General features: G+C 39.3%; 24 protein-coding genes. 15 read left to right on the top strand and 9 right to left on the bottom strand.

All coding sequences use genetic code 11. The annotated features are described in order from the left end of the window. The first annotated feature begins 51 nt into the window (after positions 1–51). On the top strand, positions 52–1,986 hold the full coding sequence (gene gyrB / locus I4641_RS07515; RefSeq protein WP_229639863.1) for a DNA topoisomerase (ATP-hydrolyzing) subunit B: 1,935 nt from the start codon (positions 52–54) through the stop codon (positions 1,984–1,986). A gap of 380 nt (positions 1,987–2,366) precedes the next feature. Beyond that, positions 2,367–5,120, top strand: a complete 2,754-nt coding sequence (locus I4641_RS07520) for a DNA methyltransferase (RefSeq protein WP_229639864.1) — start codon at positions 2,367–2,369, stop codon at positions 5,118–5,120. Positions 5,121–5,292: 172 nt separating this feature from the next. On the opposite strand, the gene I4641_RS07525 is transcribed toward I4641_RS07520, so the two are convergent. From I4641_RS07525 to I4641_RS07540, 4 genes are all read right to left on the bottom strand, one after another. Further along, positions 5,293–6,744, bottom strand: a complete 1,452-nt coding sequence (locus I4641_RS07525; protein ID WP_229639865.1) for a glycoside hydrolase family 13 protein — start codon at positions 6,742–6,744, stop codon at positions 5,293–5,295. Between the two features lie 89 nt (positions 6,745–6,833). Next, positions 6,834–8,093 (bottom strand): ABC transporter ATP-binding protein, encoded by a 1,260-nt coding sequence (locus tag I4641_RS07530; protein ID WP_369426740.1) that lies wholly within the window; start codon positions 8,091–8,093, stop codon positions 6,834–6,836. A gap of 135 nt (positions 8,094–8,228) precedes the next feature. Further along, the gene (locus I4641_RS07535; RefSeq protein ID WP_229639866.1) at positions 8,229–8,753 is read right to left on the bottom strand and encodes a DUF2382 domain-containing protein; all 525 of its coding nucleotides are present in this window, start codon (positions 8,751–8,753) and stop codon (positions 8,229–8,231) included. A 120-nt stretch (positions 8,754–8,873) separates the two neighbouring features. Continuing rightward, the gene (locus tag I4641_RS07540) at positions 8,874–9,746 is read right to left on the bottom strand and encodes a DUF2382 domain-containing protein (protein WP_229639867.1); all 873 of its coding nucleotides are present in this window, start codon (positions 9,744–9,746) and stop codon (positions 8,874–8,876) included. Between the two features lie 292 nt (positions 9,747–10,038). Here I4641_RS07540 and I4641_RS07545 point away from each other — a divergent pair, with 292 nt between their 5' ends. The 7 genes from I4641_RS07545 (at position 10,039) to I4641_RS07575 (ending at position 16,684) form a co-directional block, all read left to right on the top strand. Continuing rightward, positions 10,039–10,227 (top strand): hypothetical protein, encoded by a 189-nt coding sequence (locus I4641_RS07545; protein ID WP_229639868.1) that lies wholly within the window; start codon positions 10,039–10,041, stop codon positions 10,225–10,227. 247 nt (positions 10,228–10,474) lie between these two features. Continuing rightward, positions 10,475–10,765 (top strand): hypothetical protein, encoded by a 291-nt coding sequence (locus I4641_RS07550; RefSeq protein WP_229639869.1) that lies wholly within the window; start codon positions 10,475–10,477, stop codon positions 10,763–10,765. Between the two features lie 149 nt (positions 10,766–10,914). Next, on the top strand, positions 10,915–11,451 hold the full coding sequence (locus tag I4641_RS07555) for a WGxxGxxG family protein (protein WP_229639870.1): 537 nt from the start codon (positions 10,915–10,917) through the stop codon (positions 11,449–11,451). Positions 11,452–11,656: 205 nt separating this feature from the next. Next, positions 11,657–12,781 carry an AI-2E family transporter gene (locus I4641_RS07560; protein WP_229639871.1) on the top strand — a complete coding sequence of 375 codons (1,125 nt, stop codon included), beginning with the start codon at positions 11,657–11,659 and terminating at the stop codon, positions 12,779–12,781. A gap of 219 nt (positions 12,782–13,000) precedes the next feature. Further along, a complete protein-coding gene (locus I4641_RS07565; protein WP_229639872.1) occupies positions 13,001–13,342 on the top strand; it encodes a hypothetical protein in 342 nt (113 codons plus the stop codon). Between the two features lie 184 nt (positions 13,343–13,526). Continuing rightward, the gene (locus I4641_RS07570; RefSeq protein ID WP_229639873.1) at positions 13,527–14,555 is read left to right on the top strand and encodes a hypothetical protein; all 1,029 of its coding nucleotides are present in this window, start codon (positions 13,527–13,529) and stop codon (positions 14,553–14,555) included. A 44-nt stretch (positions 14,556–14,599) separates the two neighbouring features. Then, complete coding sequence (locus tag I4641_RS07575; RefSeq protein ID WP_229639874.1) at positions 14,600–16,684, top strand: ATP-binding protein; 2,085 nt, start codon at positions 14,600–14,602, stop codon at positions 16,682–16,684. A gap of 72 nt (positions 16,685–16,756) precedes the next feature. Here I4641_RS07575 and I4641_RS07580 read toward each other — a convergent pair whose 3' ends face one another. Beyond that, positions 16,757–17,842: a Ycf66 family protein gene (locus I4641_RS07580; RefSeq protein ID WP_229639875.1), complete on the bottom strand. Its 1,086-nt coding sequence runs from the start codon at positions 17,840–17,842 to the stop codon at positions 16,757–16,759. Between the two features lie 248 nt (positions 17,843–18,090). After that, positions 18,091–18,213 (bottom strand): photosystem II reaction center X protein, encoded by a 123-nt coding sequence (gene psbX / locus I4641_RS07585; RefSeq protein ID WP_229639876.1) that lies wholly within the window; start codon positions 18,211–18,213, stop codon positions 18,091–18,093. A gap of 254 nt (positions 18,214–18,467) precedes the next feature. On the opposite strand from psbX, the gene I4641_RS07590 reads away from it, so the two are divergent. From I4641_RS07590 to I4641_RS07600, 4 genes are all read left to right on the top strand, one after another. Further along, on the top strand, positions 18,468–18,758 hold the full coding sequence (locus tag I4641_RS07590) for a YggT family protein (protein ID WP_229639877.1): 291 nt from the start codon (positions 18,468–18,470) through the stop codon (positions 18,756–18,758). 234 nt (positions 18,759–18,992) lie between these two features. Next, on the top strand, positions 18,993–19,232 hold the full coding sequence (locus tag I4641_RS07595) for a hypothetical protein (RefSeq protein ID WP_229639878.1): 240 nt from the start codon (positions 18,993–18,995) through the stop codon (positions 19,230–19,232). A 29-nt stretch (positions 19,233–19,261) separates the two neighbouring features. Beyond that, positions 19,262–19,444: a hypothetical protein gene (locus I4641_RS24145; RefSeq protein WP_369426743.1), complete on the top strand. Its 183-nt coding sequence runs from the start codon at positions 19,262–19,264 to the stop codon at positions 19,442–19,444. Positions 19,445–19,549: 105 nt separating this feature from the next. Beyond that, on the top strand, positions 19,550–20,518 hold the full coding sequence (locus I4641_RS07600) for a protochlorophyllide reductase (RefSeq protein WP_229639879.1): 969 nt from the start codon (positions 19,550–19,552) through the stop codon (positions 20,516–20,518). Between the two features lie 148 nt (positions 20,519–20,666). On the opposite strand, the gene I4641_RS07605 is transcribed toward I4641_RS07600, so the two are convergent. The 3 genes from I4641_RS07605 to I4641_RS07615 form a co-directional block, all read right to left on the bottom strand. Beyond that, positions 20,667–21,371 carry a DevA family ABC transporter ATP-binding protein gene (locus tag I4641_RS07605; RefSeq protein ID WP_229639880.1) on the bottom strand — a complete coding sequence of 235 codons (705 nt, stop codon included), beginning with the start codon at positions 21,369–21,371 and terminating at the stop codon, positions 20,667–20,669. 43 nt (positions 21,372–21,414) lie between these two features. Beyond that, complete coding sequence (gene devC, locus I4641_RS07610; protein WP_229639881.1) at positions 21,415–22,581, bottom strand: ABC transporter permease DevC; 1,167 nt, start codon at positions 22,579–22,581, stop codon at positions 21,415–21,417. A gap of 85 nt (positions 22,582–22,666) precedes the next feature. Further along, entirely contained in the window at positions 22,667–23,869 is a 1,203-nt protein-coding gene (locus I4641_RS07615; RefSeq protein WP_229639882.1) for an ABC exporter membrane fusion protein, read from the bottom strand. Between the two features lie 103 nt (positions 23,870–23,972). Between I4641_RS07615 and I4641_RS07620 the strand changes: the two genes are divergently transcribed. Further along, positions 23,973–24,593 carry a TetR/AcrR family transcriptional regulator gene (locus tag I4641_RS07620; RefSeq protein WP_229639883.1) on the top strand — a complete coding sequence of 207 codons (621 nt, stop codon included), beginning with the start codon at positions 23,973–23,975 and terminating at the stop codon, positions 24,591–24,593. Positions 24,594–24,798: 205 nt separating this feature from the next. Continuing rightward, positions 24,799–25,473 (top strand): response regulator, encoded by a 675-nt coding sequence (locus I4641_RS07625; RefSeq protein ID WP_229639884.1) that lies wholly within the window; start codon positions 24,799–24,801, stop codon positions 25,471–25,473. The last annotated feature ends 130 nt before the right edge of the window (positions 25,474–25,603 follow it).

Consider the following 25,603-nt stretch of genomic DNA (forward strand, 5'->3'; position numbering starts at 1 on the left):
TTTCACAAAATAAAAAAACCACAGCTTTAAGGCATTTTTCGGAGAGACTACATGGCTAGCACTTACGATGCAGATCAAATTCAGGTTCTAGAGGGTCTAGAAGCAGTACGCAAACGCCCAGGGATGTATATTGGTTCGACAGGGCCGAAAGGACTGCATCACTTAGTATATGAGGTGGTGGATAACTCCATCGATGAGGCTCTTGCTGGTTTTTGTACCCACATAGAAGTTGATATAAATCCTGATGGTTCAATCAGTGTAACTGACGATGGGCGGGGTATTCCTACGGGCATTCATTCTAAGACAGGGAAGTCAGCCTTAGAAACGGTAATGACTGTTCTTCATGCTGGAGGTAAATTTGGTGGCGACGGTAGTGGTTACAAAGTTTCTGGTGGTTTACATGGGGTGGGTGTATCCGTAGTTAACGCCCTCTCAAAATTAGTAGAGGTTACGGTTTGGCGAGATAAAAAGGTTTACGTTCAACGCTATGAAAGAGGCAAACCTCAAGGACAGTTAGCGGCAGAACCCAACAAGCAAGATCCTAAGCGTACGGGGACTTCAGTTCATTTTGTTCCTGATGAAACTATCTTTACTGAGACAACTGTCTTTGAATACGAAATTTTAGCCAAGCGTCTCAAAGAGTTGGCTTATCTTAATGCAGGAATTAAGATTACTTTTAGTGATAATCGAGGGGAAGAAGTACGCCAAGATATATTTTGTTACGAAGGCGGAATTAAAGAATACGTCGAGTACATGAATAGGGAAAAGGATGCCCTGCACCAAGACATTATTTACGTCAACAAAGAGAAAAAAGGCGTAACGGTGGAAGTTGCTTTGCAGTGGTGTATTGATGCCTATAGCGATAATCTTTTAGGTTTTGCTAATAACATTCGTACGATTGATGGGGGTACTCACCTAGAAGGGTTGAAGACTGTCTTGACTCGGACAATGAATACTTTTGCCCGCAAGCGCAACAAGATTAAGGAAAATGAGTCTAATCTTGGCGGAGAAAACATCCGAGAAGGCTTGACTGGGGTAGTTTCAGTGAAAGTACCCGATCCTGAATTTGAAGGACAAACTAAAACTAAGCTTGGTAATACAGAGGTTCGCGGTATTGTGGATTCTCTGGTAGGGGAAGTTCTCAAAGATTATCTTGAATTTAATCTCAATGTTGGCGATTCCATTATTGAAAAAGCTTTACTGTCTTTTAAGGCTGCCGAAGCAGCGCGCCATGCTAGGGAACTAGTCCAACGGAAATCTGTTTTAGAATCTTCTCCTTTACCTGGGAAACTCTCTGACTGTAGTTCGCGCGATCCTGAAGAATCTGAGATATTTCTCGTGGAAGGAGATTCTGCGGGGGGAAGCGCAAAGCAAGGGAGAGACAGAAGATTTCAGGCAATTTTGCCCCTAAGAGGTAAAATCATTAATATTGAAAAGACTGATGATAGTAAAATTTATAAGAATAATGAGATTCAGTCGATGATTACTGCCCTTGGCTTGGGTATTAAAGGGGATGAGTTTGACCCTTCTCAATTGCGCTATCATCGCATTGTGATTATGACTGATGCCGACGTTGATGGGGCGCATATCAGGACTTTAATTTTAACTTTCTTCTTCCGCTACCAGCGGGCATTAGTAGACCAAGGTTATATTTATATAGCTTGTCCTCCTCTGTATAAACTAGAACGGGGACGCAATCATCAGTATTGCTATAGCGATCGCGAATTACAACAGCGTATTGATGAATTTCCCGCCAATGCAAACTATACCATTCAGCGTTTTAAAGGATTAGGTGAGATGATGCCCCAACAGCTTTGGGACACTACTATGAATCCTGAAACTCGCGCTATGAAGCGGGTAGAAATAGACGATGCAGCAGAAGCTGATCGCATTTTCACCGTCTTGATGGGCGATCGCGTTGCCCCCCGACGGGAGTTTATTGAAACCAACGCGCCTAAGTTAAATTTAGACGATTTGGATATTTGAGGTGTGTCGATTAAAGCATAAGGTGAAATTTTCAAGCATAAGGTGAAATTTCACGAACTATATAGAGTATCTCACACTATAAGAGATACTCTTTTTTATGGGTGTTTTAAAGGCTAAGGTTTATATTGCTCTATATTTTAAAGAAACTTTATGTATTAATTGCCCATTGCCATTTATTCCATAAGCCATTTATGGCAATTGATTACTCTAGCTTACTTTGAGCTTAAATTGAGCAAAACTCAAGTTAGGTAATAGTTATCGGCAAAAATACCAGGTATTGAAGTCAAAATTCAACTTAATAATTGAAATACAGTATTTATCTGTATATTTTCTCTTTTTTGCCAAGGAAAACTATCTATATCAGTTACATAGCTAGATATATGATAGTCTCTTCTCGCCTGGTTGATGTTACAAGTCGATCGCAAAACCTCCAAGCATTCGTCAATTTTTGTCAGCAATATATTTCGGGAAAAGAACGAAGTGAGGCACAGAAGTTTTTAGATCGATTCTTTCAAGCTTTTGGGCATGAGGGTGCGATCGAAGCGGGGGCAGAATTGGAAAAAGCGATCGCCAAAGGAAGCAAAAAAGGCAAAACGGGTTTTGCAGATTTGGTATGGAAACCCCGTGTTTTGATCGAAATGAAGACTAAGGGGGAAGATCTAGCCAAGCACTACCGTCAAGCGTTTAATTATTGGACGAGACTAGTTCCAGATCGTCCGCAATACGTGATTTTGTGTAACTTTGATGAGTTTTGGATTTATGATTTTAACTCTCAAGTAGACGAACCCGTGGATATTGTGGCTTTAGAAGATTTGCCCAAGCGGGTTGCAGTTTTTGGCTTTATGGAGATCGAGGACAAAACGCCGATCTTCAATAATAATCAGGTGGAGATTACCAAAGAAACTGCTCGAAAAATGGGCGAACTATATGAAATCATCGAGCAAAGAGGCAAAAAAGAAGGATTTAAGGATTATGTAGCCCGAAGATTGATTTTGCAATGCGTATTATCGATGTTTGCTGAGGATCGGGGACTATTGCCCGATAATATTTTTACTCGTTGCGTTGATGAATGCCTAAACGGTAAAAGTTCTTACGATCTTTTGGGTGGTTTATTTGACGCGATGAATCGCCCTGGGATAATTCCTGCGGGGAGATACAAAGGTGTCGATTATTTTAACGGGGGGTTATTTGCCACCATCCATCACGTTGAACTAACCCAAGAAGAATTAACCCTGCTAGCAACCGCAGCTAAAGAAGATTGGACAACCATTCGCCCCGCCATCTTTGGCAGTATTTTTGAAGGCACAGCCAGCAACAAGCAACGCCATCGTCACGGCATCCACTTTACTAGCGAGGTGGACATTATGAAAATAGTACGTCCTACTATTAGTAATTATTGGGATGAAAAGATCGAAGTTGCCAACTCCATTGCGGAATTAAGTGCTTTGCAATTAGAACTGTCAAACTACCGCGTCTTCGATCCTGCCTGTGGTTCGGGAAATTTTTTGTATTTGGCATATCAAGAGTTAAAAGAAATCGAAAAAGACTTACTCGATAAAATTGCCTCACGTCGTCGTTCCGAAACCTCAAAACAACAGGTACAGATGGGTTTGGTAACACCGTTACAGTTTTACGGCATGGATATCAATCCCTTTGCCGTGGAACTAGCCAAAGTAACTTTGACTATCGCTAAAAAAGTTGCGATCGATAAACTGGGTTTAACCGAACAAGAATTACCCCTCGATACTTTAGACCAAAATATTGTCTGTGATGATGCTTTGTTTTCTCCTTGGGTTAAAGCAGATGCGATCATCGGCAATCCTCCTTTTTTGGGTGGGAAAAGATTAAAGCAAGAGTTAGGTGAAGAATATACAGAAAAAGTATACAAACAATTTTTCGATGTAAAAGGTCAACCTGATTTTTGTACCTATTGGTTTAGATTAGCAGAGGATAATTTGGAACAGAATGGTAGGGCTGGTTTGGTTGGGACTAACTCTATTGCTCAAAATACAAGTCGCGAAGCTAGTTTAGATTATTTAACTGATAATGGTAGCTATATCCATGATGCTATTTCCTCTCAAGTTTGGTCTGGTGATGCTAATGTTCATGTAAGCATTGTCAATTGGTCTAAACAAAAACCCGAAAAACTATTTTTGGATAATTTACCAGTTGAGAGAATATCTACATCCTTGAAAAACGAGATTGCAGTAAATAAGGCTAAAAAAATCAAAGCAAACAAAAATTATTCATTTGAAGGATGTAAGTTGATTGGCAAAGGGTTTATTATTTCAAAACATGAAGCTCAACAATGGACACAAGAATCATCCAAAAATGCAGAGGTTTTAAAACCCATGATAGATGGAAAGAGTTTAGTAAACTTACATCTACCAATGGATTGGATCATAGACTTTAACAATATGTCGATTGAAGAAGCGTTTAGCTATAAAAAACCTTTGGAAAGAGTTAAAAATACAGTCAAGATAGAACGAGAAAACAAAAAAAATAAAAAATTAAAAGAAAAATGGTGGTTGTTTGAAAGATCTAGACCAGCAATGAGAAAAGCACTAACAGGTTTATCTTGCTACTTTGCTATTCCCAAAGTTACTAAATACACAGTTTTTAGTCCCATAGATATTTCAATTCTGCCCTGTGAAGCAAATATGGTTATCGCTTCGGATGATTATTATATTTTGGGCATTATTAATTCACATATTCATCGCTTATGGGTTAAAGCTCAAAGTTCTACATTAAAAGGAGATACAAGATATACCAATACAACCTGTTTTGAAACTTTTCCTTTTCCCCAAAATCATAGTAGGGGCGAACGGCGGTTCGCGGATACGGATAACGTCGTGCAGCAAATACGGGATAAAATGACCGAACTCCATGAATATCGCACCCAACAAATGGAGCAAAAACAATGGGGTATTACCCAACTATATAACCAATACTTTCACGAACCAGCCAGTAAACTTTATCAACTACACCAACAACTAGATAAATTAGTCCTGCAAGCCTATGGCTTTAAAACAAATGACGATATTTTAGCCAAACTTTTAGAGTTGAATTTAGAACTAGTAGCCAAAGAAAAAAGGGGAGAACCAGTTATTGGTGCAGAATCGCCAATTGATTGAGATTTTTAATGGTATTTAAACAAGTTTATCAGCAAAAAAACAACGCGATCGCTGATTGAGTTTATAGTGATTCAACTCGTCGTAGTCTTGCAAAATTATCATATTTCCAAATCCATAGAGCGAAGCAATAAAAATACTTGGATTTGCGATCGCTTTGAATCAAAAAACGACACTATGACGCTACCAGACTGCTTTTTGCAGGTAAAGTGATTTCTAACTTATTAGCATTAGTGGTATTGTGCCACTCCAATCTGCCAGATCCATATACAACATTGCTGGGTTGAGATTGCAATTCTGTAACTACAAACTCAGCCAAAGATTGTTCTTGACCGATATTAACCGCAACTATTATTTCTTCTTCATCTAAAACACGAGCAAAGATATAAACATTTCGATCTGCATAAAGAGTATGATAACTTCCAGTACGCAAACTAGGATATTTGTGGCGCAACCCAATCAATTCTTTGTGCGCTTTTAAAATTTCTACATCCCACTTTTCGGCTTCGGGGAAGACGCGACGACAATCGGGATCTTTCCCTCCTATTAAACCAACTTCATCGCCATAAAAGATGCTAGGTGCGCCAGGAAAAGTCATCAACAAAACTGTTGAAAGCAGAAAGCTCTGCTTATCTTCTCTAACAGTAGTGAGCATTCTAGGGGTGTCATGGCTGTCTAATAAATTTAATTGAGCTAGCTGTATTTCCCAATCGTATAGTTTGAGCAAAGCATCAATTCTAATGGCATATTCCGTACCCGAAATTGGCGGATAGGGTTTTAACTCCCCCTGACAATATTGGGGATCGTAGTTTTCTCCCCCAGCAAAAGCAATAGTAGGCTCGGTAAAGCGATAGTTCATCACTCCATCAAACTGTGTACCATCCAGCCAATAGCTAGCATCGCCCCAAATCTCCCCAACTATATAAGCATCGGGATTTACTGCTTTAACGCGATCGCGAAATTCTTGCCAAAAACCAGGAGTATCTACTTCATTGGGTACATCCAACCGCCAGCCATCTATACCCTTATGCAACCAATATTCTGCCACCTGCATGATATATTCTTTGACTTGGGGGTTGTCGTGGTTAAACTCGGGTAGAGCGCGATCGCCAATCCAACTTTGATAGTTAGCGGGTTTGTCTCCATCATATGCTGAGAGGGGCCAACCGTGAATTACAAACCAATCTAGCCAAGGGGAATTAGGGCCATTTTCGAGAATATCATTAAAGAAAAAGAAGCCCCGACTAGCATGGTTAAATACTCCATCCAGGACTACCTTCATATCTTTTTTATGAGCAGCCTCAATCAAGGCATCAAACGCCGCATTCCCCCCCAACATGGGATCTACTTGATAATAGTCGTGGGTATGGTAGCGATGGTTAGAAGCAGACTGAAAAATCGGCGTGAAGTAAATGGCATTGATGCCCAAGTCTTCTAAATAATCTAATTTATCAATTACTCCCCAGAGGTTTCCTCCCTTGTATCCTTGATAGGTTGGAGTAGCGTCCCAACCTTCGTATTTAGAAGCTTGCCATTGCCCCTTGAGAGTCGATGTACCTTTGGCAAAGCGATCGGGAAATATTTGGTAGAAAACAGCATTTTTGACCCAATCTGGTGTTTTAATCATTGTTATTGCTTGTTAATTGTTGGTTGTTGGTGCGAACTTTAGTAATGACACCAGAAAATATTACTTTAATAAATTACTTTAAATAATTATTAAACAGCGATCGCCCTTCCATCATCAACTGCAAAAAGATGGATTTTTTCTAAATCTACCGCCAGCCACAGGATATCGCCGATGGCAATAGGCTTATCTGGTGGAAGAGATACGGTTAGAAGTGTCTCAATATCTGCTACTAAATGAGCCGAAACATAGGTTTCGTTACCCAATGCTTCTACTAAATCTACCTCAATTTGAATACTAGATTTGCTTTCTGGTGCTAAATGTAAATGTTGAGGGCGAATACCCAAAGTTAAAGATTTTACTTTATTTAGCTGTAGAGAAGATTGCCAAATTGGAGGTAAATCCAATTCAAAATAGGGATGTAATAGCTTAGTAGAATTAACTAAAGTTACGGGCAAAAAATTCATAGGTGGAGAGCCAATAAACTCTGCTACAAAACGATTAGCAGGACTATTATATATTTCTAGAGGTGAATCTATTTGCTGAATTTGTCCGTTATTCATGACCGCAATGCGATCGCCCATAGTCATGGCTTCTGTTTGATCGTGGGTCACATAAATCGTGGTTGTCTCTAGCTGTCGCTGAAGTTTGACAATTTGGGCGCGGGTTTGGGTGCGTAGTTTAGCATCCAGGTTAGATAAAGGCTCGTCCATCAAAAAAACCTGGGGGTTACGAGCGATCGCTCTTCCCAAAGCTACCCGTTGTTTTTGCCCTCCTGAAAGTTCTTTGGGCAAACGATATAGCAAAGGCTCTATTTGTAATAGATTAGCAACATATCTCACCCGATCTCGAATACTTTTTTCCTTCGCCGACATATATCTGAAACTACGTGGCAAATTACGAGTCACACTGACTAGAAAATCCTCCGATAGCTTCTTAACTGCTAGCTCTTTGTGGTTTGCTGATGAGTGATAACTGTTGCGTCGCAAACCAAAAGCAATATTATCGTAAATATTGAGGTGGGGATATAAAGCATAATTCTGAAATACCATGGCAATATCCCTCGCTTTTGGCGGTAGATCGTTTACCAGGCGATCTCCAATTCGGATATTTCCCCCTGTCAACTCCTCTAAACCAGCCATTAAGCGTAATAGAGTACTTTTCCCACAACCAGAAGGGCCCACCAAAACCAAAAACTCTCCATTACTAACAGTAAAGTTAATGTCTCGCAAGACGCTAACTTGCTTGGAGTTAGTTATTTTTTGGATGTTTGCTGATGGAGCAAGATCGTTGCGATCCGCTTGAGAGCGAGAATAGCTTTTATAGACATTTTCGACTACAACCTGTGCCACTATAAAACCTAAATAAAATAGACATTTTGAGTGCTAAGTAATGGTATCACTTGTATTAATGTCCAGGTACGAGAAAAAATATTTATTCCATAATTTCTATAATTTGTTATCTAAATCTTAGGACTCAACACTAAATTATCGATTTATAAAGCGATCGCAAACATCCTGATGCTGTTGTTGAGATTCAGCACTATTGGTCACTATTTCCAGACGTATTTTGGCATTATTGGCAGCAGAAAGACTGGCAATAGCATCTAAAAGATCCTGGGCTGTTTGAAGATCTAGATATTTGCTTCTGACTAGATGAAGACTGTTAGTATCATCTATCTCATCGTATTTGAAACCGTTGACCTTTTCTTGATTAACAATCACTTCTGTGATTTTTTCAGGATTGATACCAACTCTTTCAATAACTAGTTTTTCTCTACGAATGGGTATTTTGATAATTCGAGTTTCAACTTCTTTACGAACAATTACTTCCCCAACCTTTTGCTTGCGACGAGTAACCTGAAGTTTTTCTTCCAACAAAGAAATTTTAGTTAATCCTGAAGTATCATTATATTTCTTAGCGTGATCTAGATTGGAATTCACTTTATAGTCATTCGGTTGAGAGTTAATATCTGGAGAGTTATTAACAAGCTCGCTATCACTGATAGTCATTTTTTTATTATTATTGATTGCGGATAAATTAAGTAATATTCAATCGACAAAGACGCTCTATCGAACGCCTTTGCATAATTGATGTACGATTCAAAAATCGACTAAGGTTAGATTGTTAAATTACAGATTGTTGTTTACTACCGCGTCGCCATCAGTTTCGACATCCAATTCTTCACGACGAATAGTTTCTTTAGCAGAGACTACATCTTTTTCTACTTCTTTGCGAATACTTACTTCTTCTCTGACAAAAGCTTGTTTTTCAATATCAGCAGTTTCTTCGTACATTTCTACTCTTGCTACTTCTCCTGCATTAAAACTAGCTTCCCCAGGAGTTACAGCAGTGGTGTCAGTAGGAGTTGTGCGTTCGACTATCAGTCTTTCTTTCTCAATTGGAACAGATACAGTGGCAGTTTCGGTTTCTACTCTTTTACCAATTGTTACCGCACCAGCTACAAAACGGTCTTTATTTGCGACCAAACGTTCTTCGTATAGTTTGAGGTTTTGACGGTCGTCAACTTCTTGATGTGCGTATAAACTTGGTTCGCGGTCGTAAGCGTAAGAATCGGTCTTATTATATGCACCACTATCATAGCCTCCCGCTTCTTGGGCATAGACAGTGTTGTCGGCATCGTAATCTACTCCTCGATAAATGGTTCTGACTCGTTCTTCGTAGTCATAATCGACGGTCATATCATCGTCATATTCAGGAAGATTTTCAGCCTCTTCTTTGGTTAGACCTTTAGCATAAACTCTTTCTTGGCTGTAGTCTACGCTAGCTCTGCCAATGGGTAAAAGCACTTTTTTGCCAAAAATCCAAAATCCAGTATCGATTACTAAATAGCGAAAGCGACCAGTCTCATCAACAAGAATGTCATAGACAGAACCTATTTTATCATTTTGATAATCATAGACAGAAAAGCTTTTGATGTCTTCACCACCAAAAACATCTTGTTTATAGTCTGGATATAAGTCAGCAATTTTAGCTAGTACCATAATTTGTTTTATTCCTTAGAGATGTTTTTTTATTTCAATTTCACCTTCAGGTTATTATTTATATTTTTTTGTTTCATCTAACTTGTGATGTATATCTCAATAATAATTAGTCGTGCTAATGATATATAAAAATCTGACGATCAAGAAACTACAAGAAACTATTAGTCAAGTTAATTACGATCGCTTTAAAGAAATTTGCTACTATTTTTTTTATATCTTTAGATAGGTTTGTTTTCTACTTTTATTTGAAACTATATGGAATATAGAAACGAAAATACAACTGTTTAAAAATATGAGTAACTCTGAATCACAAAATACTCCCACGGCTGACGGCGGTAAGCAAACCCCCATCGAGCCTTCCGAACGCAAAACAGGACAAGGTACTAGTCAAGATGTTCGTTCTGGTGCAGAACCAGATGCACCAGGTTCTAAGAACGCAAAGGTTGCAGGAGACCCTAACCAAGGTACGGAAGCTCGCTAATCACAGCAGACACAATCAATGTTAATTAAAGATCGGTAGATAAATCTAACCCTAGATCGTCTGCCGATTTTTATTATATGTAAACCTACTAGTCGCACGATCGCAGGTGATAAATAACTATTAAATAACTATTAAATAATCATAGTATCTAACTATTGATAGATAAAAAATATATCGTTTGCTAGATTATTTATCCCCTACTAATTATGTTTAATGGTAACAAGAATATAAAGGAGTAATTGAATTTATGAGTCACCCAGAACACGAAAGAGTATATCGCGAAAGTAATCAAGAAGATGCTTATCGCACTGCTAATAAAGGAGATGTAATTGATGATTCTAAATCTTCAGAAGAAAAAAAAGAACAAGTAGCCGTAGATAGCTGGGACCCCGCAGGTCATGTAAAAGTACCTGCCTACTTCTCCGTGGAAAATGAAAAAGGAGAAGAAGAAGTATTGCATCACGTTAAAGATGCAGAAGAAATCTCCGATGTAATTCGTCAAGCCAGAGTAGACGAAGATGGCGATCGCAAGTGGTAAAGAATTTCTTTAACAATCTTTGGTAGGGAGAAAGACATTAATAGAAGTTTTTTCTCTCTGTTAAAGTTATCAACACTGGCAAATACAAAACTATATTACTATATTACCCAAAATTCTAAGTAACTAAATATAATCACTAGGAGTTTTTTATGAACTTAATTAAATTAACTACAAATACTATTCTTGCTCTAGCTTTTGCTCTTTCTGCTGGTGCTGCATTCGCCCAAGAAAAAGAGGAAAGTGTTAATGAAAACCTTAATCAAGCAGGACAAAATGTCGAAAATGTTGGCGAAAATCTTCAAGATGCAGGAAAGTCTTTAGGCAACAGTATTAAAAATACTGGAGAAGCAGCAGGACAAGGTTTAGAAAATACTGGCGCAGCGGTTGAAGATGGTTTGCAAGATGCTGGTAACGCTATTGAAAATAACTATAACCAAGCCGAACAAGAAGTAAAAGAGACCGCAGTTGAGGCCCAAGAAAATATCAATAACGCAGCCAAGGCTGCTGAAGCAGAGGTAGCAGAGACTGCTGCTGCCATCGAACAGAAGTCTAACTGGGGTTGGTTGGGTTTACTCGGTCTATTAGGACTATTTGGTTTAGCGGGCAGAAAAAAAGAAACCACAGTAGTAGCCGAACGTCGAGATCTAGAGTCTTTAGAACGCAACGATCGCACTGCTAGATCGTAATTGATTATTATCTTTGATTTCTAAATGAGCCTAACTTGAGGGACAGCAATGCTGTCCTTTTTTTTGCTATTAAAACTAATAAATAATATATGTAAGGCAAAAAATACAACAGTCTTAAGAAAGACGATAATCAATCTTAAGACAACTATACTAAGTTTCAATCAACTTGTTATATACATAAATTTTATCTTGAGAGGATTTTATAGTGAGTTTGGGTACGTTAGTCGGGTTTTTGGCAATTATTATTGCTCTTTATATTCTATGGCAAATAAAACAAGTGTTATTGCTGGCATTTGCTGCGGTTGTTTTTGCGACAGCCATCAATCAACTAGTCAAGTTGCTACAACAAAAATTAAAATTAAGTCGAAAAAATGCGATCGCTATATCAGTAAGTGGGGTACTAGCTTTTACTATTGGCTTCATTGCTTTAGTAATACCGCCTTTTATTGAACAATTTCAAGAATTAGTTACTCTAGTTCCAACTGCTTTAGAACAGGTTAGTAATTGGAATGAATGGTTGCGCAATTTATTACCCGATAATTTGATTGAAGACGTTCGGGGACTACAATCTTTGGGTCAAAATCTCCAGTCTTGGCTTGATAAAATAGTCAGCAACTTTTTAGAGTTGTTTTCTAGTACTTTAAGCGTACTACTCAACTCTCTATTGGTAATAGTAGTAACCATAATGTTGTTAGCCAAACCTACTCCTTACAAACAAATATTTCTCTTAATGTTTCCCGCTTTTTATCGTTCTAGAGTTAAGACTATTCTCAAAAAGTGCGAAGAAAATTTGGCAGGATGGGCGATTGGTATCTTATTTAACATGGCTGTAATAGCTATTTTAAGCGGGATTGGCTTATTATTACTTGGTGTTCGATTGCCTTTAGCTAATTGTTTATTAGCAGGAATTTTAACCTTCATCCCCAATTTGGGCCCCGTACTTAGTGTAGTTCCCCCCGCAGCGATGGCTTTATTGGATGCTCCTTGGAAAGCAGTGGCAGTAGTTATTCTTTATATCGTAATTCAACAGGTTGAGAGCAATATTCTGACTCCTATTGTGATGGAAAAGCAAGTGTCTTTATTACCTGCGGTTACTTTACTTTCTCAAGTTGCTTTTGCTGTATTTTTTGGGATTCTAGGCTTATTTTTAGCTCTACCTATTACCGTAGTGGCTCAGGTATGGCTCAAAGAGATATTGGTTCGAGATATTTTAGATCGTTGGCAAGCCAAACCTAACTCCCATAGTTCAAATTTCCGTAAATTAAGTGAAGGTAATAAACGGAGGAGCGATCGCCAAGAAGCAAATCTCGATCGCTCGGGAGTCAAATGACCTTTCAATTCTAAATTTCAAAAGTACATCTCAAGATAGATACTTTATGGCACGTAAAATAATAAGTATTTAAGGCGAATAAATCGATAAGTGCCTTTAAATTGTCATTTAACTCTGGTTTTATGCAAAATAATAGCAATATATACCTTTAGTTAGATGCTGTTACACTACACAAATTGCTATTAATTAGTTAATCAAATAAACTATCGAGGTGAGCTTATGCTACTTAATAAATTCAATAACTGGTTAAAATCCTCTGTTCGTTTAGTATTAACAGTATTAGTCTGCGGTCTATTATTTGTTGCTAGTGCTTATCCCGCGCAGGCAGCAACTAGCAAAACTACTGATGGAGAGGCTAGCCTAAACGAAATTCAGAACAAAACAGACGATGTAGCTCGTTCCAATCCTAGAGGAATCAATGAAGTTACTAAAGAAGCTCAAAAAGGATTAAATGCAGTCCAAGGTAGTGCAGATGCAGATAAAATGATTAGCCCTGATGAAGCTAATGCAACTACAGTAAAAGAAAAAGCATCTAACTTTTTTGATAGTTTAACTAACTAAAGTACAAAGTCAAATACCAATAATTTTTCTCAGTCATTTAGAATTATTGGATCGGAATTATACTTGCACTAACTTTAAAGAAAAACCTAAGTCTAGCAAATTTTAATTCGTAACATATTTCCTGACTATCCAAACCAAAGCTGAGGATATAGTCGGGAATTTCAGCATTAATTCGTTCTACAAAATGCCCCAAACAAACACATCAGAAAATTTCTTAACTCAGATAATTGATACAGTAGGTAGTTTGACAGAAACATTAACTACTCAAACTCAAAAAATCCTCGAACAAACCACTGTTTCTACAGGAGAAACTTTAGCCTGGATTGCTTCTAATCCGATTTTAAGCTCGGCAGATAAGATTCTGGGTTTAGATTGGCTGATGACTTTTTTGGGGCAAGCAGATGTTGCCAAAATAGAAGCCAATGTCGCTAAAATGCGATCGCAATATCCCCAGGAAACGTCAAACCAAATTGCCCATCGTTTGATCGTGCAGAAAACTTGGTCTGGGGGGCGTTTGGGATTATTAACCAATATTATTCCCCCCATCGCAGCATTATTTTTAGGTATAGAATTAATTGCTACGACCAAACTGCAAACCGAAATGGTTTACGAAATTGCCTCCGCTTATGGGTTAGACCTCCAAGATCCTGCCAGACGGGGAGAAGTATTGGCAATTTTTGGTTTATCTTTAGGTGCAGATGTCTTGAAAACAGGCTTGACTGTGGTGGAGATTATTCCTGGTATTGGTGCGGTTGTGGGTGCTTCGACCAATGCAGCTATGCTCTATGTTTTAGGACAAACTGCCTGTCGTTTTTACGAGAGAAAATCTTCTAATATAGAGCTAGCGTTCATACAGCAAGAAACCGATACAGATTGGCAACTAGCTTTAAATCAGTCTAAGGTGATGGATCGTATTTTGGCGCAGATGGTGCGGGTTAGCTATCCCCAACAAGATTGGAAGGAAATTTTACCTAAAATACAAGAAATTTCTCCCGCTTCAGTAGGAACAATTGCCGAAAATTTAACAAGCTCTCACGATCTTGAAGCACTACTAGACGAACTAATTCCTGAATTTGCTCCTCTAACTTTAAACAGATGTTATGAGATTGCTATATCCAATGGCAATATCACCTTAGAAGAGCAAGAAATATTGAGTCAATTAGCAGTTAAATTTGACTTAGATATGTCAACATTAAATGGCGAACAATATTAGTTTTAGAACAAATCTCAAAAATAATTTCTAATTAGCGATCGCTGATGAATGTTTATCAATATACAATTCTCATAGTTGAAGATTCTGCTGAGGATCGAGAACTCTATCGTCGATATCTCGATCGCGAAATTATCTTTAAATACCAAATTGTTGAGGTTGAATCTGGAGAAGATGGTCTAAGGCAACTGGCAACAATTCAACCCGATCTAGTTTTACTCGATTATCTCTTACCAGACTTTACTGGTTTAGAATTTATCGAAGAATTAAAAGCCCAGACCAGCAAAACTCCCTCGATTATCATGCTCACAGGGCAAGGTAGTGAAGCCGTAGCAGTAGAAGCCATGAAAGGGGGGGTGAAAGATTATCTGATCAAAGGACAGCTAACTCCTTCCATATTAACCGCCTCAGTCAAGAATGTATTACAGCAAGATCGTTTGCAATCTTTACTCAATAAAAGTTTTCAACAGCAGCAACTGATTGCAGAAACTGCTTTGCGCATTCGTCAGTCACAAAATTTATCAGAAATTCTCGATACCGCAGTTAGAGAAGTACAGCTATTGTTAAATTGCGATCGCGTGGTAATTTATAAATTTGCCCCAGACATGAGTGGGGATGTGGTTGCAGAGTCAATTAAACCCCATTGGACAAAGTCTCTCGGACAAAAAATAATTGATACTTGCTTTAAGGATCGGGGCGCGCTGAGATATCAACAAGGAGAAAGCCTTGTTGTTAATAATATTTACGAGTATGGGCTGTCTAAATGTCATATCGACTTATTAGAAGAATTTGAAGTCAAAGCTCACATAGTATGCCCTCTCTTGCTTTCCCCTTCCCTCCTCAAACAAGACTCCGAATTATGGGGTTTGTTAATTGCTCATCAGTGCAGTCAAACCCGCTATTGGGAAGCGGATGAAGTAAAGTTATTCGACAAATTGTCAGTACAACTGGCGATCGCGATACAGCAAGCAGAATTGATTAGCAACCTCAAAAACGAATTAAATGCTAGAAAAAAATTAGAAATAGAATTAGCCAGAAGAGTTCAAGTACTAGAAGCTTCTGAAGACTATATCGGGTTGGCAGACCTCCACGGGCGAGTGATTTGGAATAACCCTCCTATGAAGCAATTAATGGACATAGATGACGATGAAGATATTACCAAATTATCGATTCTCGACTATTATCCAGCTTGGGCTTTAAAGATTGTCAAAGAGCAAGGAATTCCTAGTGCGATCGCTAACGGCACTTGGTTGGGAGAAACAGCCCTATTGACCGAGGATGGTCGAGAATTACCTGTATCTCAGCTAATTATTGCCCACAAATCCGCTAATGACAAAATTGATTATATATCCACAGTCATGCGGAATCTTAGCCAACAGAAAAAAGCCGAAAACTCTCTTAAAGAAAAAGCCCAAGAACTTAAATGGTCCAATCAAGAACTTCTTAAAATCACCGCCTTACTCAAAAAACGCAATCAAGAATTAGACAGCTTTGCCTATGTTACTTCCCACGATCTTAAAGCACCATTGCGGGCGATCGCTAACTTAGCAACCTGGTTGGAAGAGGATTTGGGAGACCAAATACCCGAAGAAAGTCAGCAGCAACTCCAGTTAATGCAATCTAGAGTGCAACGCATGGATGGATTAATTCAAGGATTACTCGAATATTCTCGTATTGGTCGACAAAACACTCCCATTAAAACTGTTGATGTGGGAAATCTAGTGCGTAATATTGTCGATTCCCTCGCACCACCGCCAGGGTTTAAAATCGAGATCGCCGATTCTATGCCCAGGTTAGAAACAAAAGAACTATTATTACAACAAGTTTTTTCTAATCTAATTAGTAACGCCATCAAATATCATCCCCAAGAATCGGGTAATATTCTCATATCAGTTGAAGAAGCAGCAGAATTTTATCAGTTTAGCGTCTGTGATGATGGACTGGGTATCGATCCTCAATACCACGATCGCATTTTCACGATTTTTCAAACTTTACAAGCAAGAGACACTATTGAAAGCACGGGAATTGGCTTATCTATTGTGAAAAAAATCGTTGAAGATCAAGGTGGAAAAGTTTGGGTGGACTCTCAACTGGGAGAAAAAACAACTTTTTACTTTACCTGGTATAAGTAACTTGAGTGACTAAATGACAGTCAAAACCTCAATAAAGTTGCCCATTTCCCCCATTATCTAATAAATTTTAATTTACTCGTATTTATTATCAAAATTAATTGGTTGGCGCGTTTCTGGGCGATCGCCACGGTCGTCATACCGACTATCGGAGTTACGATCTTCAGCATCGTCGTAGTCGTCGTAATCATCATAATCACCGCTATCTTCCGAGTCTTCCGAATAATCAGACCCAGCATCATCTACGGGTTGATAATCAACCACATAATCTCCTGGGATAGTTTGTTCGTCTTCTTCATAGTTTCTTCCTACCTCTGCATCATCGTAACCACTACCAAAATTTTCCCCATCATCATAACTATCTTCTGGTTCGTAGCTTCTACCTAGATCCCCAGGGCTAGGTCTGCGTTGGGAAGTAGCAGCAGGGGGCGGAGTAGGGTCAGAATATCTATCTTCTCTGGTAGGACGAGGACGAGGACGGGAACGAGGGGAAGGGCGAGAATTATCAGCCCATTCATCTTTGGCATTCCAATCATCATAGCTATCATTGGGTGGTGCGCTGGGGCGACGTCTGGGTCGACTATCTTTTTCAGCATAGCGATCTCTACCAATAGCTGAATCTCTATTTTCGGGACGGTTGCGACTCGTTCTGCGTCGGGGTTCATCTCTAACATCGCTCTGGGGCGATGGTCTTCTTCTGGGTTCGGAACGACGAGGGGGACGAGGATTAGGATCGTCGTAGGCTCTTAATCTGGGACTATTATAGTTAGGTTTAGCTCCTTCATAAACATTGTCATAGGGGTCAATTTGATCCAGTTCCGCTTCAGTATAGACTCTAGTACGACTAACAGGGCGATCTCGATCTACTATAGGCGTATTGCGCCTGGCTTGTTCTGTGGCTACACCACGCATTCTGATGCTTTCGAACGCAAAGAAAATTGCCGTCCCTGTCAGCAAAAATTGACCAAATTGCAAAATGGGGTCTAACCGCCAACCGTTAAAGAGTAAAATAATTCCACATAACAAACCCACCGCAGCAAAAAAGATATCATAATCCCTTGCTAACTCTGGGCGAATTGAGCGCAGGAAAAACAAACCTGCTCCCGCTACTGCTAAGAATAAACCTAAGATAGCTGCTGCATTCAGCCCAAAATTGACCATTACAATTCTCCTAATCTGGTTCTCATAGTTGTGAGTATGAATATGTCTATACTCATCTTAAGTGATCTATATTTATAATCTACCCAGAACAGTCATAACTCTTCTATTGGCGAACTTAATACCCGCAAGGTATAGCCCTGTAAAAATATAACGACGGAACTGCTGGTAATGCTACCCTATCTCTGCAATAGAGACTATTCCGTCGTCCAAAAATTAATAACAATTTATTGCCAAAGCAATCTTATAACTTAAGATCTGCGTTTGATTTTGTCACTTTGACTGAGAACAATCAAGGCAATGGTTGCGGGGATAACCACAATTACTGCACCCAATCCGATGCTTAAAAGAAAATTAGTTAATGAGGGAGTCATATTTTTAATCCTGACTATTGTTGTCTATGTATTAATAATTTACGTTATTTTGTAATTTTAAAAGTTTTTTAACCAAAACTAAAGTTAATTACAATCTGGCATTCTAAAGAAGCTCACCATATATTGTAAGGGGATGGCGGTCAAAAGAAGACAGGTAGTTCTTAAATGTATTCCAAAATTCCAGTACAATAAATTAAAATATATTTACATTATGTATTGTTTCTAGCAAATAATCTTATTTTTAAATCAAAGTCATGAATTTATCAAGTTGGGGAGCGGTCTCGGTTAGTCTTTTACTCGGATTAATGACAATTTTATTTATCTTTAGAATTGTCCTCACTTGGTATCCCCAAGCCGAGCTTACTCGTTTCCCTTTTAGTCTTGTCGTTGTCCCTACAGAGCCATTTCTGGCACCCTTGCGTAAAGTAGTATCTCCCATTGGCGGAGTGGATATTACTCCAATTATTTGGGTTGGACTCTGCACTCTATTGCGAGAAATATTAGTCGGTCAACAGGGATTGATTACTATGGCATTGACTAATTAAACAATAATGTGCTGTTGCTAGCTGGATTTCAGTGATTATCTTTCTCTTTTTTCCTATGTTGCTCAATTTTGTTTAATCTTGCTCTCTAAATTGATCGGGTTAATTCAGTACAGCAATACATGGCAAGATCGGAAAAATCAGGACAATAAGCGACAAGACGTGAATTTTGCCAATCGTTATAATTAGCTCAACAATTAACAGTATGGCGGTTGAGTTATCTCGATTGAGTCGATCTTGAAACCAAATTTTTGCCTGACTTCACCAGTACAGCTAGGGGCTTATACTCTAGCAAATCGAATAGTCTTCGCCTCAAACCTGCGATCGCAAGCATATAATCATTTACCTCAACCAGAAGCTATTACTTATTATGGCGATCTGGCTGACTATGGATTAATTATTACCGAACCAACTTTGATTGCACCTTTAGATCCTTTATCTCATTATCCAGAGGTAATTTTACTCAACACAATCTAGTCGAACAAGACCATAGAGGAGTCAAAAAAATTACAAATGCTGCTCTTGGATATCAATCATTTTATAATGCTTGGCGAACAATTAAAGGGATTGAAATTATGCGAATGATTTATAAAGCTCAAGTCAAAGGAGTTAGTAGAAATGATGTCTTAGCAGAAAAGAAATTCATAGATTCTCTATTTATAGGAGATCGTTACTTCTTGAAAAACTAGAGAGCTAAAGAAAAGAATTATAAATTGTTGCAGCATAGAGGTTCTTTAGTATGAGATTTTAAGTATAGGTATAAATATGTAGATGAATAGATAGATTTTAATAGAATGTTACAAGAGCAACAATCAACGGTAGTAGTAACAGGAGCGTCTTCTGGAGTTGGTCTATACGCTGCCAAAGCTTTAGCAGATCGAGGTTGGCACGTAGTTATGGCTTGCCGCAATTTGCCTAAAACTGAAAAAGTCGCCGAGCAAGTCGGCATGAGCAAAGATAGCTATAGTATTATTCATCTCGATCTCGCTTCTTTAGATAGCGTGCGTCAATTTGTCACTGATTTTCGCGCTACGGGTAAATCTCTCGATTCTTTGGTGTGTAATGCTGCGGTATATCTACCCCTAGAAAAAGAACCTCAACGCAGTAAAGAAGGCTATGAATTGAGCGTTGCTACCAATCACTTAGGACATTTCTTATTATGCAATCTGATGTTGGAAGATCTAAAACAATCTCCAGCGCCAGAGAAAAGACTGGTCATTTTAGGTACTGTTACTGCCAACCCCAAAGAATTGGGCGGTAAAATTCCCATTCCCGCACCGCCAAACTTAGGCGACTTGCAAGGAATGGAAGCGGGTTTTAAAGCACCTGTGGCAATGATTGATGGTAAGAAATTTAAACCAGGTAAGGCTTATAAAGATAGCAAGCTCTGTAATATGCTAACTATGAGAGAGTTACACGATCGCTATCACGAGTCTACAGGAATTATTTTTAATGCCCTCTATCCTGGTTGCGTTGCCGAAACAGCACTATTCCGCAATCATTATTCTCTCTTTCAAACTATCTTCCCTTGGTTTCAGAAAAATATTACAGGGGGTTATGTAACCGAAGAATTGGCAGGGGAAAGAGTCGCCAAAGTTACTGCCGATTCTGGGTTTAACGAGTCTGGAGTTTACTATAGCTGGGGAAATCGTCAAGCAGAAGATCGCGCAGCCTTCAAGCAAGAAATATCCGACGAAGCGATGGACGACAACAAAGGCAAACGTCTTTGGGAATTAAGCGAAAAGTTGGTCGGACTTGCTTGATGATAAATTGTTTTTTTCGGATCGCTATTAACTCCTCATATGCCCTCAAGGATTCCCTCTGGTGATGAAGCGGTATGCTAAAGCATTTGCGAAGTTAATCTTTAGGATAGCTTCGCAAATGCTTTAGGAGTCTTTTCTGCAAAGCTCATTAAGCTGCTTGGTTGACAGAGTTATTAACTAACCTGCCGTCTTCCATATGCACAATACGATCGGCAATATCGAGAATGCGATCGTCATGGGTAACCAGCAAAATTGTGCTACCTTGTTCTCTCGCTAGCTTTTGCATAATATTGACTACATCTCTTCCCGATTTACTATCCAAAGCTGCGGTAGGTTCGTCAGCGAGAACGATCGCAGGATGTGCCACCAAAGCACGAGCGATCGCAACCCTTTGTTTCTGCCCGCCAGATAATTTATCGGGATAGTAATTAACTCGATCTGCCAAACCCACTTCTTCTAGAATGGCAGTAGTGCGATCGCGCATTTCGGCTGGAGAATATTTACCGTGTACCTCTAAACCCATCTGCACGTTTTGCAAAGCAGTCAAGCTGTGATGTAAGTTGTGTGCCTGAAAAATATAGCCATTCTTGCGTCTAGCTTGCACCAATTCAGCAGAACTCGCCCCGCATAGTTCTTTACCGAGAATTTTGCAGCTTCCCGACTGGGGCGATCTTAGTCCACTAATTAGGGTTAATAACGTAGTTTTACCAGAACCCGAAGGCCCTGTCATTAAGATAATTTCTCCGCGATCTATTTCCAAATTGATGTCGAATAATACTTGTTTGCGGAGTTCGCCTTTGCCAAAATAATGATTTAGATTGTGGATATCTATTACTGGTTGTTGATTAACCATGATTAATATATTTATTTGATTTTTTAGTTTGGAAAATATGTCGTTAAAATATATCGGCAGGATCGGCTGATTGGAGTTTCCGAGTGGCGATCGCACCAGAAACACCACACATTATCACAGTTAGAATCAAGACTGTAATCGCTCTCGATATAGGTAAGACAATCGGTAAAGCCGTAGCTGCTGCGGTTAATCGGTATAGTCCCATTGCTAAAAATGTACTGGGAATAAAACCAGCAATCGATAGAATCAGAGCTTCTTCAAACACCACAAAAAGTAAATAGGAGTTCTTATAACCCATTGCCTTAAAGGTGGCGTATTCTGCCATGTGGTCGTTCACGTCGGTGGAAAGAACTTGATAGACAATCACAATGCCGACGATAAAGCCCATCGTTGTTCCCAAAGTAAACACGAAGCCAATCGGAGAACGATTTTGAATGTAAGTTACTTCTTTGGCAACATATTCCTCATGGGTATAGGCTTCTACATCTTCAGGGAGATAAGCGTTTAAACTAGCTCTGGTTGCTTCCAAATCCTGTCCTGGTTCGAGGTTAATAATCCCTAAACTGACCGTTCCCTGTTGCTTACGGGGAAATAAACGCAAGAAATTATAATCGCTCGTCATCAATGCCCCATCATCGGCAAAGGAAGCACCCACCTCAAACAAACCAGCTATGGTTACGGTAGTGCGATCGCTTTCGGTAGTTAAGGGTTTTCCCTGTTCGACTTGGGCAATTACCTCTTCATATTTTCCCCTAGAGGCGCGATCGAATAGCACCGTGTCGGGAATTTTGACTTTATCTAGCTGACGGTTAACTTCTGGTAAATTGAAAGCTGGTCGTTCTGGATCGAAACCTACAACCATCATAGAGGTTTTTTCTTTAGTTTGAGGATTGCGCCATTTGAGAGAACCGATATAAACGGGTTCGGCAGATTCTACTCCAGGCACATCCATCGCTTGATAAAGTCGCCGTCGCGGAAAAGTATATAGCTCGTTAAAATTTGTCGCTTGGGTACTAAGCAAGACAATGTCTCCATTTACCAGTCTGGGATACTGGGTGTTGGTTTTGAATAAGGCATCTTTGAATCCCAACTGCATAAACATTAAGATGTCTGCAAAAGCTATTCCTGCTAATGCGGTGAGCATTTTCATTTTGTCGTGCTTTAGCTGTAGCCAACCTAAAGGAGTGCGGTTTTTTAGTGATGTGAACATTGTTTTGCGATCGTTGTTAATTGATTTGTATATTGTTTTGATTTACTGGTTCGTTTGTTAGTTGTTAGTTGCTACTTACTACTTACTACTTACTACTTGCTACTTCAATCCTGGCGTTCACCTGCAAATTAGTCAGTCCTGCTACTTTCTGGCTAGATTCTTGGTCTAGCTTGACTTTGACCTCAACAACTCTGGCATCTATATTGCTGGTGGGGTCTGTGTTAACTACTTCTTGTCGTTCTATTTCTAAGCCGATTCTTTCTACTGTTCCCTCTAGCTTTCCTTCAATTGCACTACTGGTAACTGTCACGGGTTGCCCTAGTTTGACTTTGCTAATGTCGCTTTCATAGACTTCGGCTACGGCATACATTTCTTTTATTTGTCCAATTCTGGCTATACCTTCGTCGCTAGAAGCTATTTCTCCTGGACGAATCATCGTTTTGATTACCGTTCCTGCTTGGGGTGATTTTATGTATGCGCGATCTAATTCTGCTTGGGTGGTTTTAACTGCTGCTTGTGCCTGTCTTACTTCTGCCTCGGCTACTGCTATATCTACAGGACGTACCTCCGCTATTTTGTTGAGGGTAGCTTTGGCTTCAGCGATTTGTTCTTGTTGGGATGATTTGATTCGATTGAGATTGGCTTGCGCTTCTGCTACTTGTTCTTTTGCTGTTTCTAAAGCTAAATATTTGCTATCTCTTTCGGATGCGGAAATTGCTCCATCTTGGTAAAGTTGTTCGTAGCGTTGATATTCTACTTGGGCGTTATTTAGTTCTGCTTTAATTCGCGATACTGTAGCACTTTGGGCAATGATATTATTGCTGCTTTCAGCCTCGATACGAGCGATCGCTGCTTCTTGGGCTTTAATTTCTCCTGTTTTTGCCCCTGCTTTGACTAGTTCTAGATTTGCTTGGGCTACTTTTACTTCTTCTTGGGATTGATTTAAAGCTGCCTCTAAGCGATCGCGACTGTCTAAAACGGCAATTACCTGACCCTTTTCTATTTCGTCTCCTTCTTTGACCAGCAATTCATCGATGCGATTTCCTGATGCACCAGAGGAGACTGATATTTGAATTATTTCTCCACTGGGTTCTAGTCTGCCTAATGCTGTTACTGTTTTAATTTCGGGCATCGTCTGTACTGGTACTTCAGATTGAGAAGTATCTGTTTGAGTCAATCTATAAACTGTTACGCCACCAAGCATTAAAGCTAAACCAATAACTAAAGCGGGTATTTTTTTCACCAGAGGCTTGCTAGATTTGGTTTTATTGTCTGCTGTATATTCCATAGTTACTAACTTTTTTTATTATTCAACTAAACTGAATAGTTCAGCTATTACTATGCTAAACTAAACTGAATAGTTTAGCAATACTTTTTCATTTCCAGTAAACATGACTAAAAGCGATCGCCAGATTTCTGAACGAACAAAATCAGAAGCTAAAACCACAGCTATCTTAAGTGGGGCAATGAAAGAGTTTCTGCAAAATGGCTATGCGGGAACTAGTATGGATAAAGTGGCAAAGTCAGCAAGGGTTTCTAAAGCAACGGTATACAGTCATTTTGGAGATAAAGAAAATTTGTTTAATGCAGTGATGCAGGATTTAGTCAAAGACAAGTTTCAGCAGGTGATGAGTTTGGAGAAACCTCAATCGTTAGAACAAGATCCTCAAGTAGTGTTGTCAGGGATGATGACGAAAATGCTTGCCAATATCCAAAACAATCGCTCTTTCCAGGATTTTATGCGGATTATTATTGGTGAGTCGGGGCGTTTCCCAGAATTAGCTAAGGCTTATGTTAACAATGTGGCTAAACCCACCATTGAAATCTTGACCAAATACTTAAAGTCTCATCCTGCACTTGAATTAGCCGATCCCGAAGCTACAGTCAGGGTGATGATGGGGACAATGGTTTACTTTGTAATGCTGCAAGAAATGCTGCACGGTAAAGATATTGTGCCATTAGAAGGCGATCGCGTTATTAAAACCTTGACCGATCTGATTACCGAAGGTTGAGATTAACATGATAATTTAGATACCCTTTTAATCTATAAAGTAAGGCTTAAATTAATTAGACAAAAAGTTGGGTTAAATCTATTTCTAATTTAATTTTCTGGGAAATACTCGTAAAATATCTACTAGTAGATATAGAGTTCATCTATTTACCCTTACAGAGTAGAACCTACTGTCTAAACCCATAATTATAGACCGCCTAGAAACTATGAAATCTCATATCCTAGTAGTAGAAGATGAAGCCAAACTCGCCCAGTTCGTAAAGATGGAATTAGAGTTTGAAAATTATGAGGTGACGGTGGCGACAGAAGGTTTTGGGGGACTATCTGTAGCTAGGGAAGTCAAACCAGACCTTATTTTACTTGATTGGATGTTACCAGGGATATCTGGACTAGAAATATGCCGTCGCCTGCGTCAGACTGGGGATAAAGTGCCGATCATACTGCTTACTGCCAAAGATGAAGTAAGCGATCGCGTGACGGGTTTGGATGCGGGGGCGGATGATTATGTCATTAAGCCTTTTAGCATTGAGGAATTGCTGGCTAGGATACGGGCTAGTTTGCGTCGCGAACAAGAGGAAGATTTAGATTTGCTACAGTTTAGCGATCTAACTCTCAATCGTTCTACCCGCGAGGTATTTCGAGGTAAGCGATCGATTGAATTGACGGCTAAAGAATTCGATCTGTTAGAATATCTTATTGCTCATCCCCGTCAGGTATTAACTCGCGATCAAATTTTGGAACGAGTCTGGGGTTACGACTTTATGGGGGACTCGAATATTATTGAGGTTTATGTCCGCTATCTCCGCCTCAAGCTGGAGGAAGATAAGGAAAATCGGCTAATTCAAACTGTGCGCGGAGTTGGTTATGTTTTGCGAGAATAACTTGCTTATGAACTACTCCTACCTACTCCGTGAAGTTCGTTAAAAATAATAATAAAAAACAATTAGCCAGTTGAAAATCTGTCATTTGATACTTATATTCTCCAAAATATCCCAATACCATAAGATACTT

Origin of the sequence: Waterburya agarophytonicola KI4 (genome assembly GCF_020640915.1) — a bacterium.
GTDB classification, from domain to species: Bacteria; Cyanobacteriota; Cyanobacteriia; order Cyanobacteriales; family Xenococcaceae; genus Waterburya; species Waterburya agarophytonicola.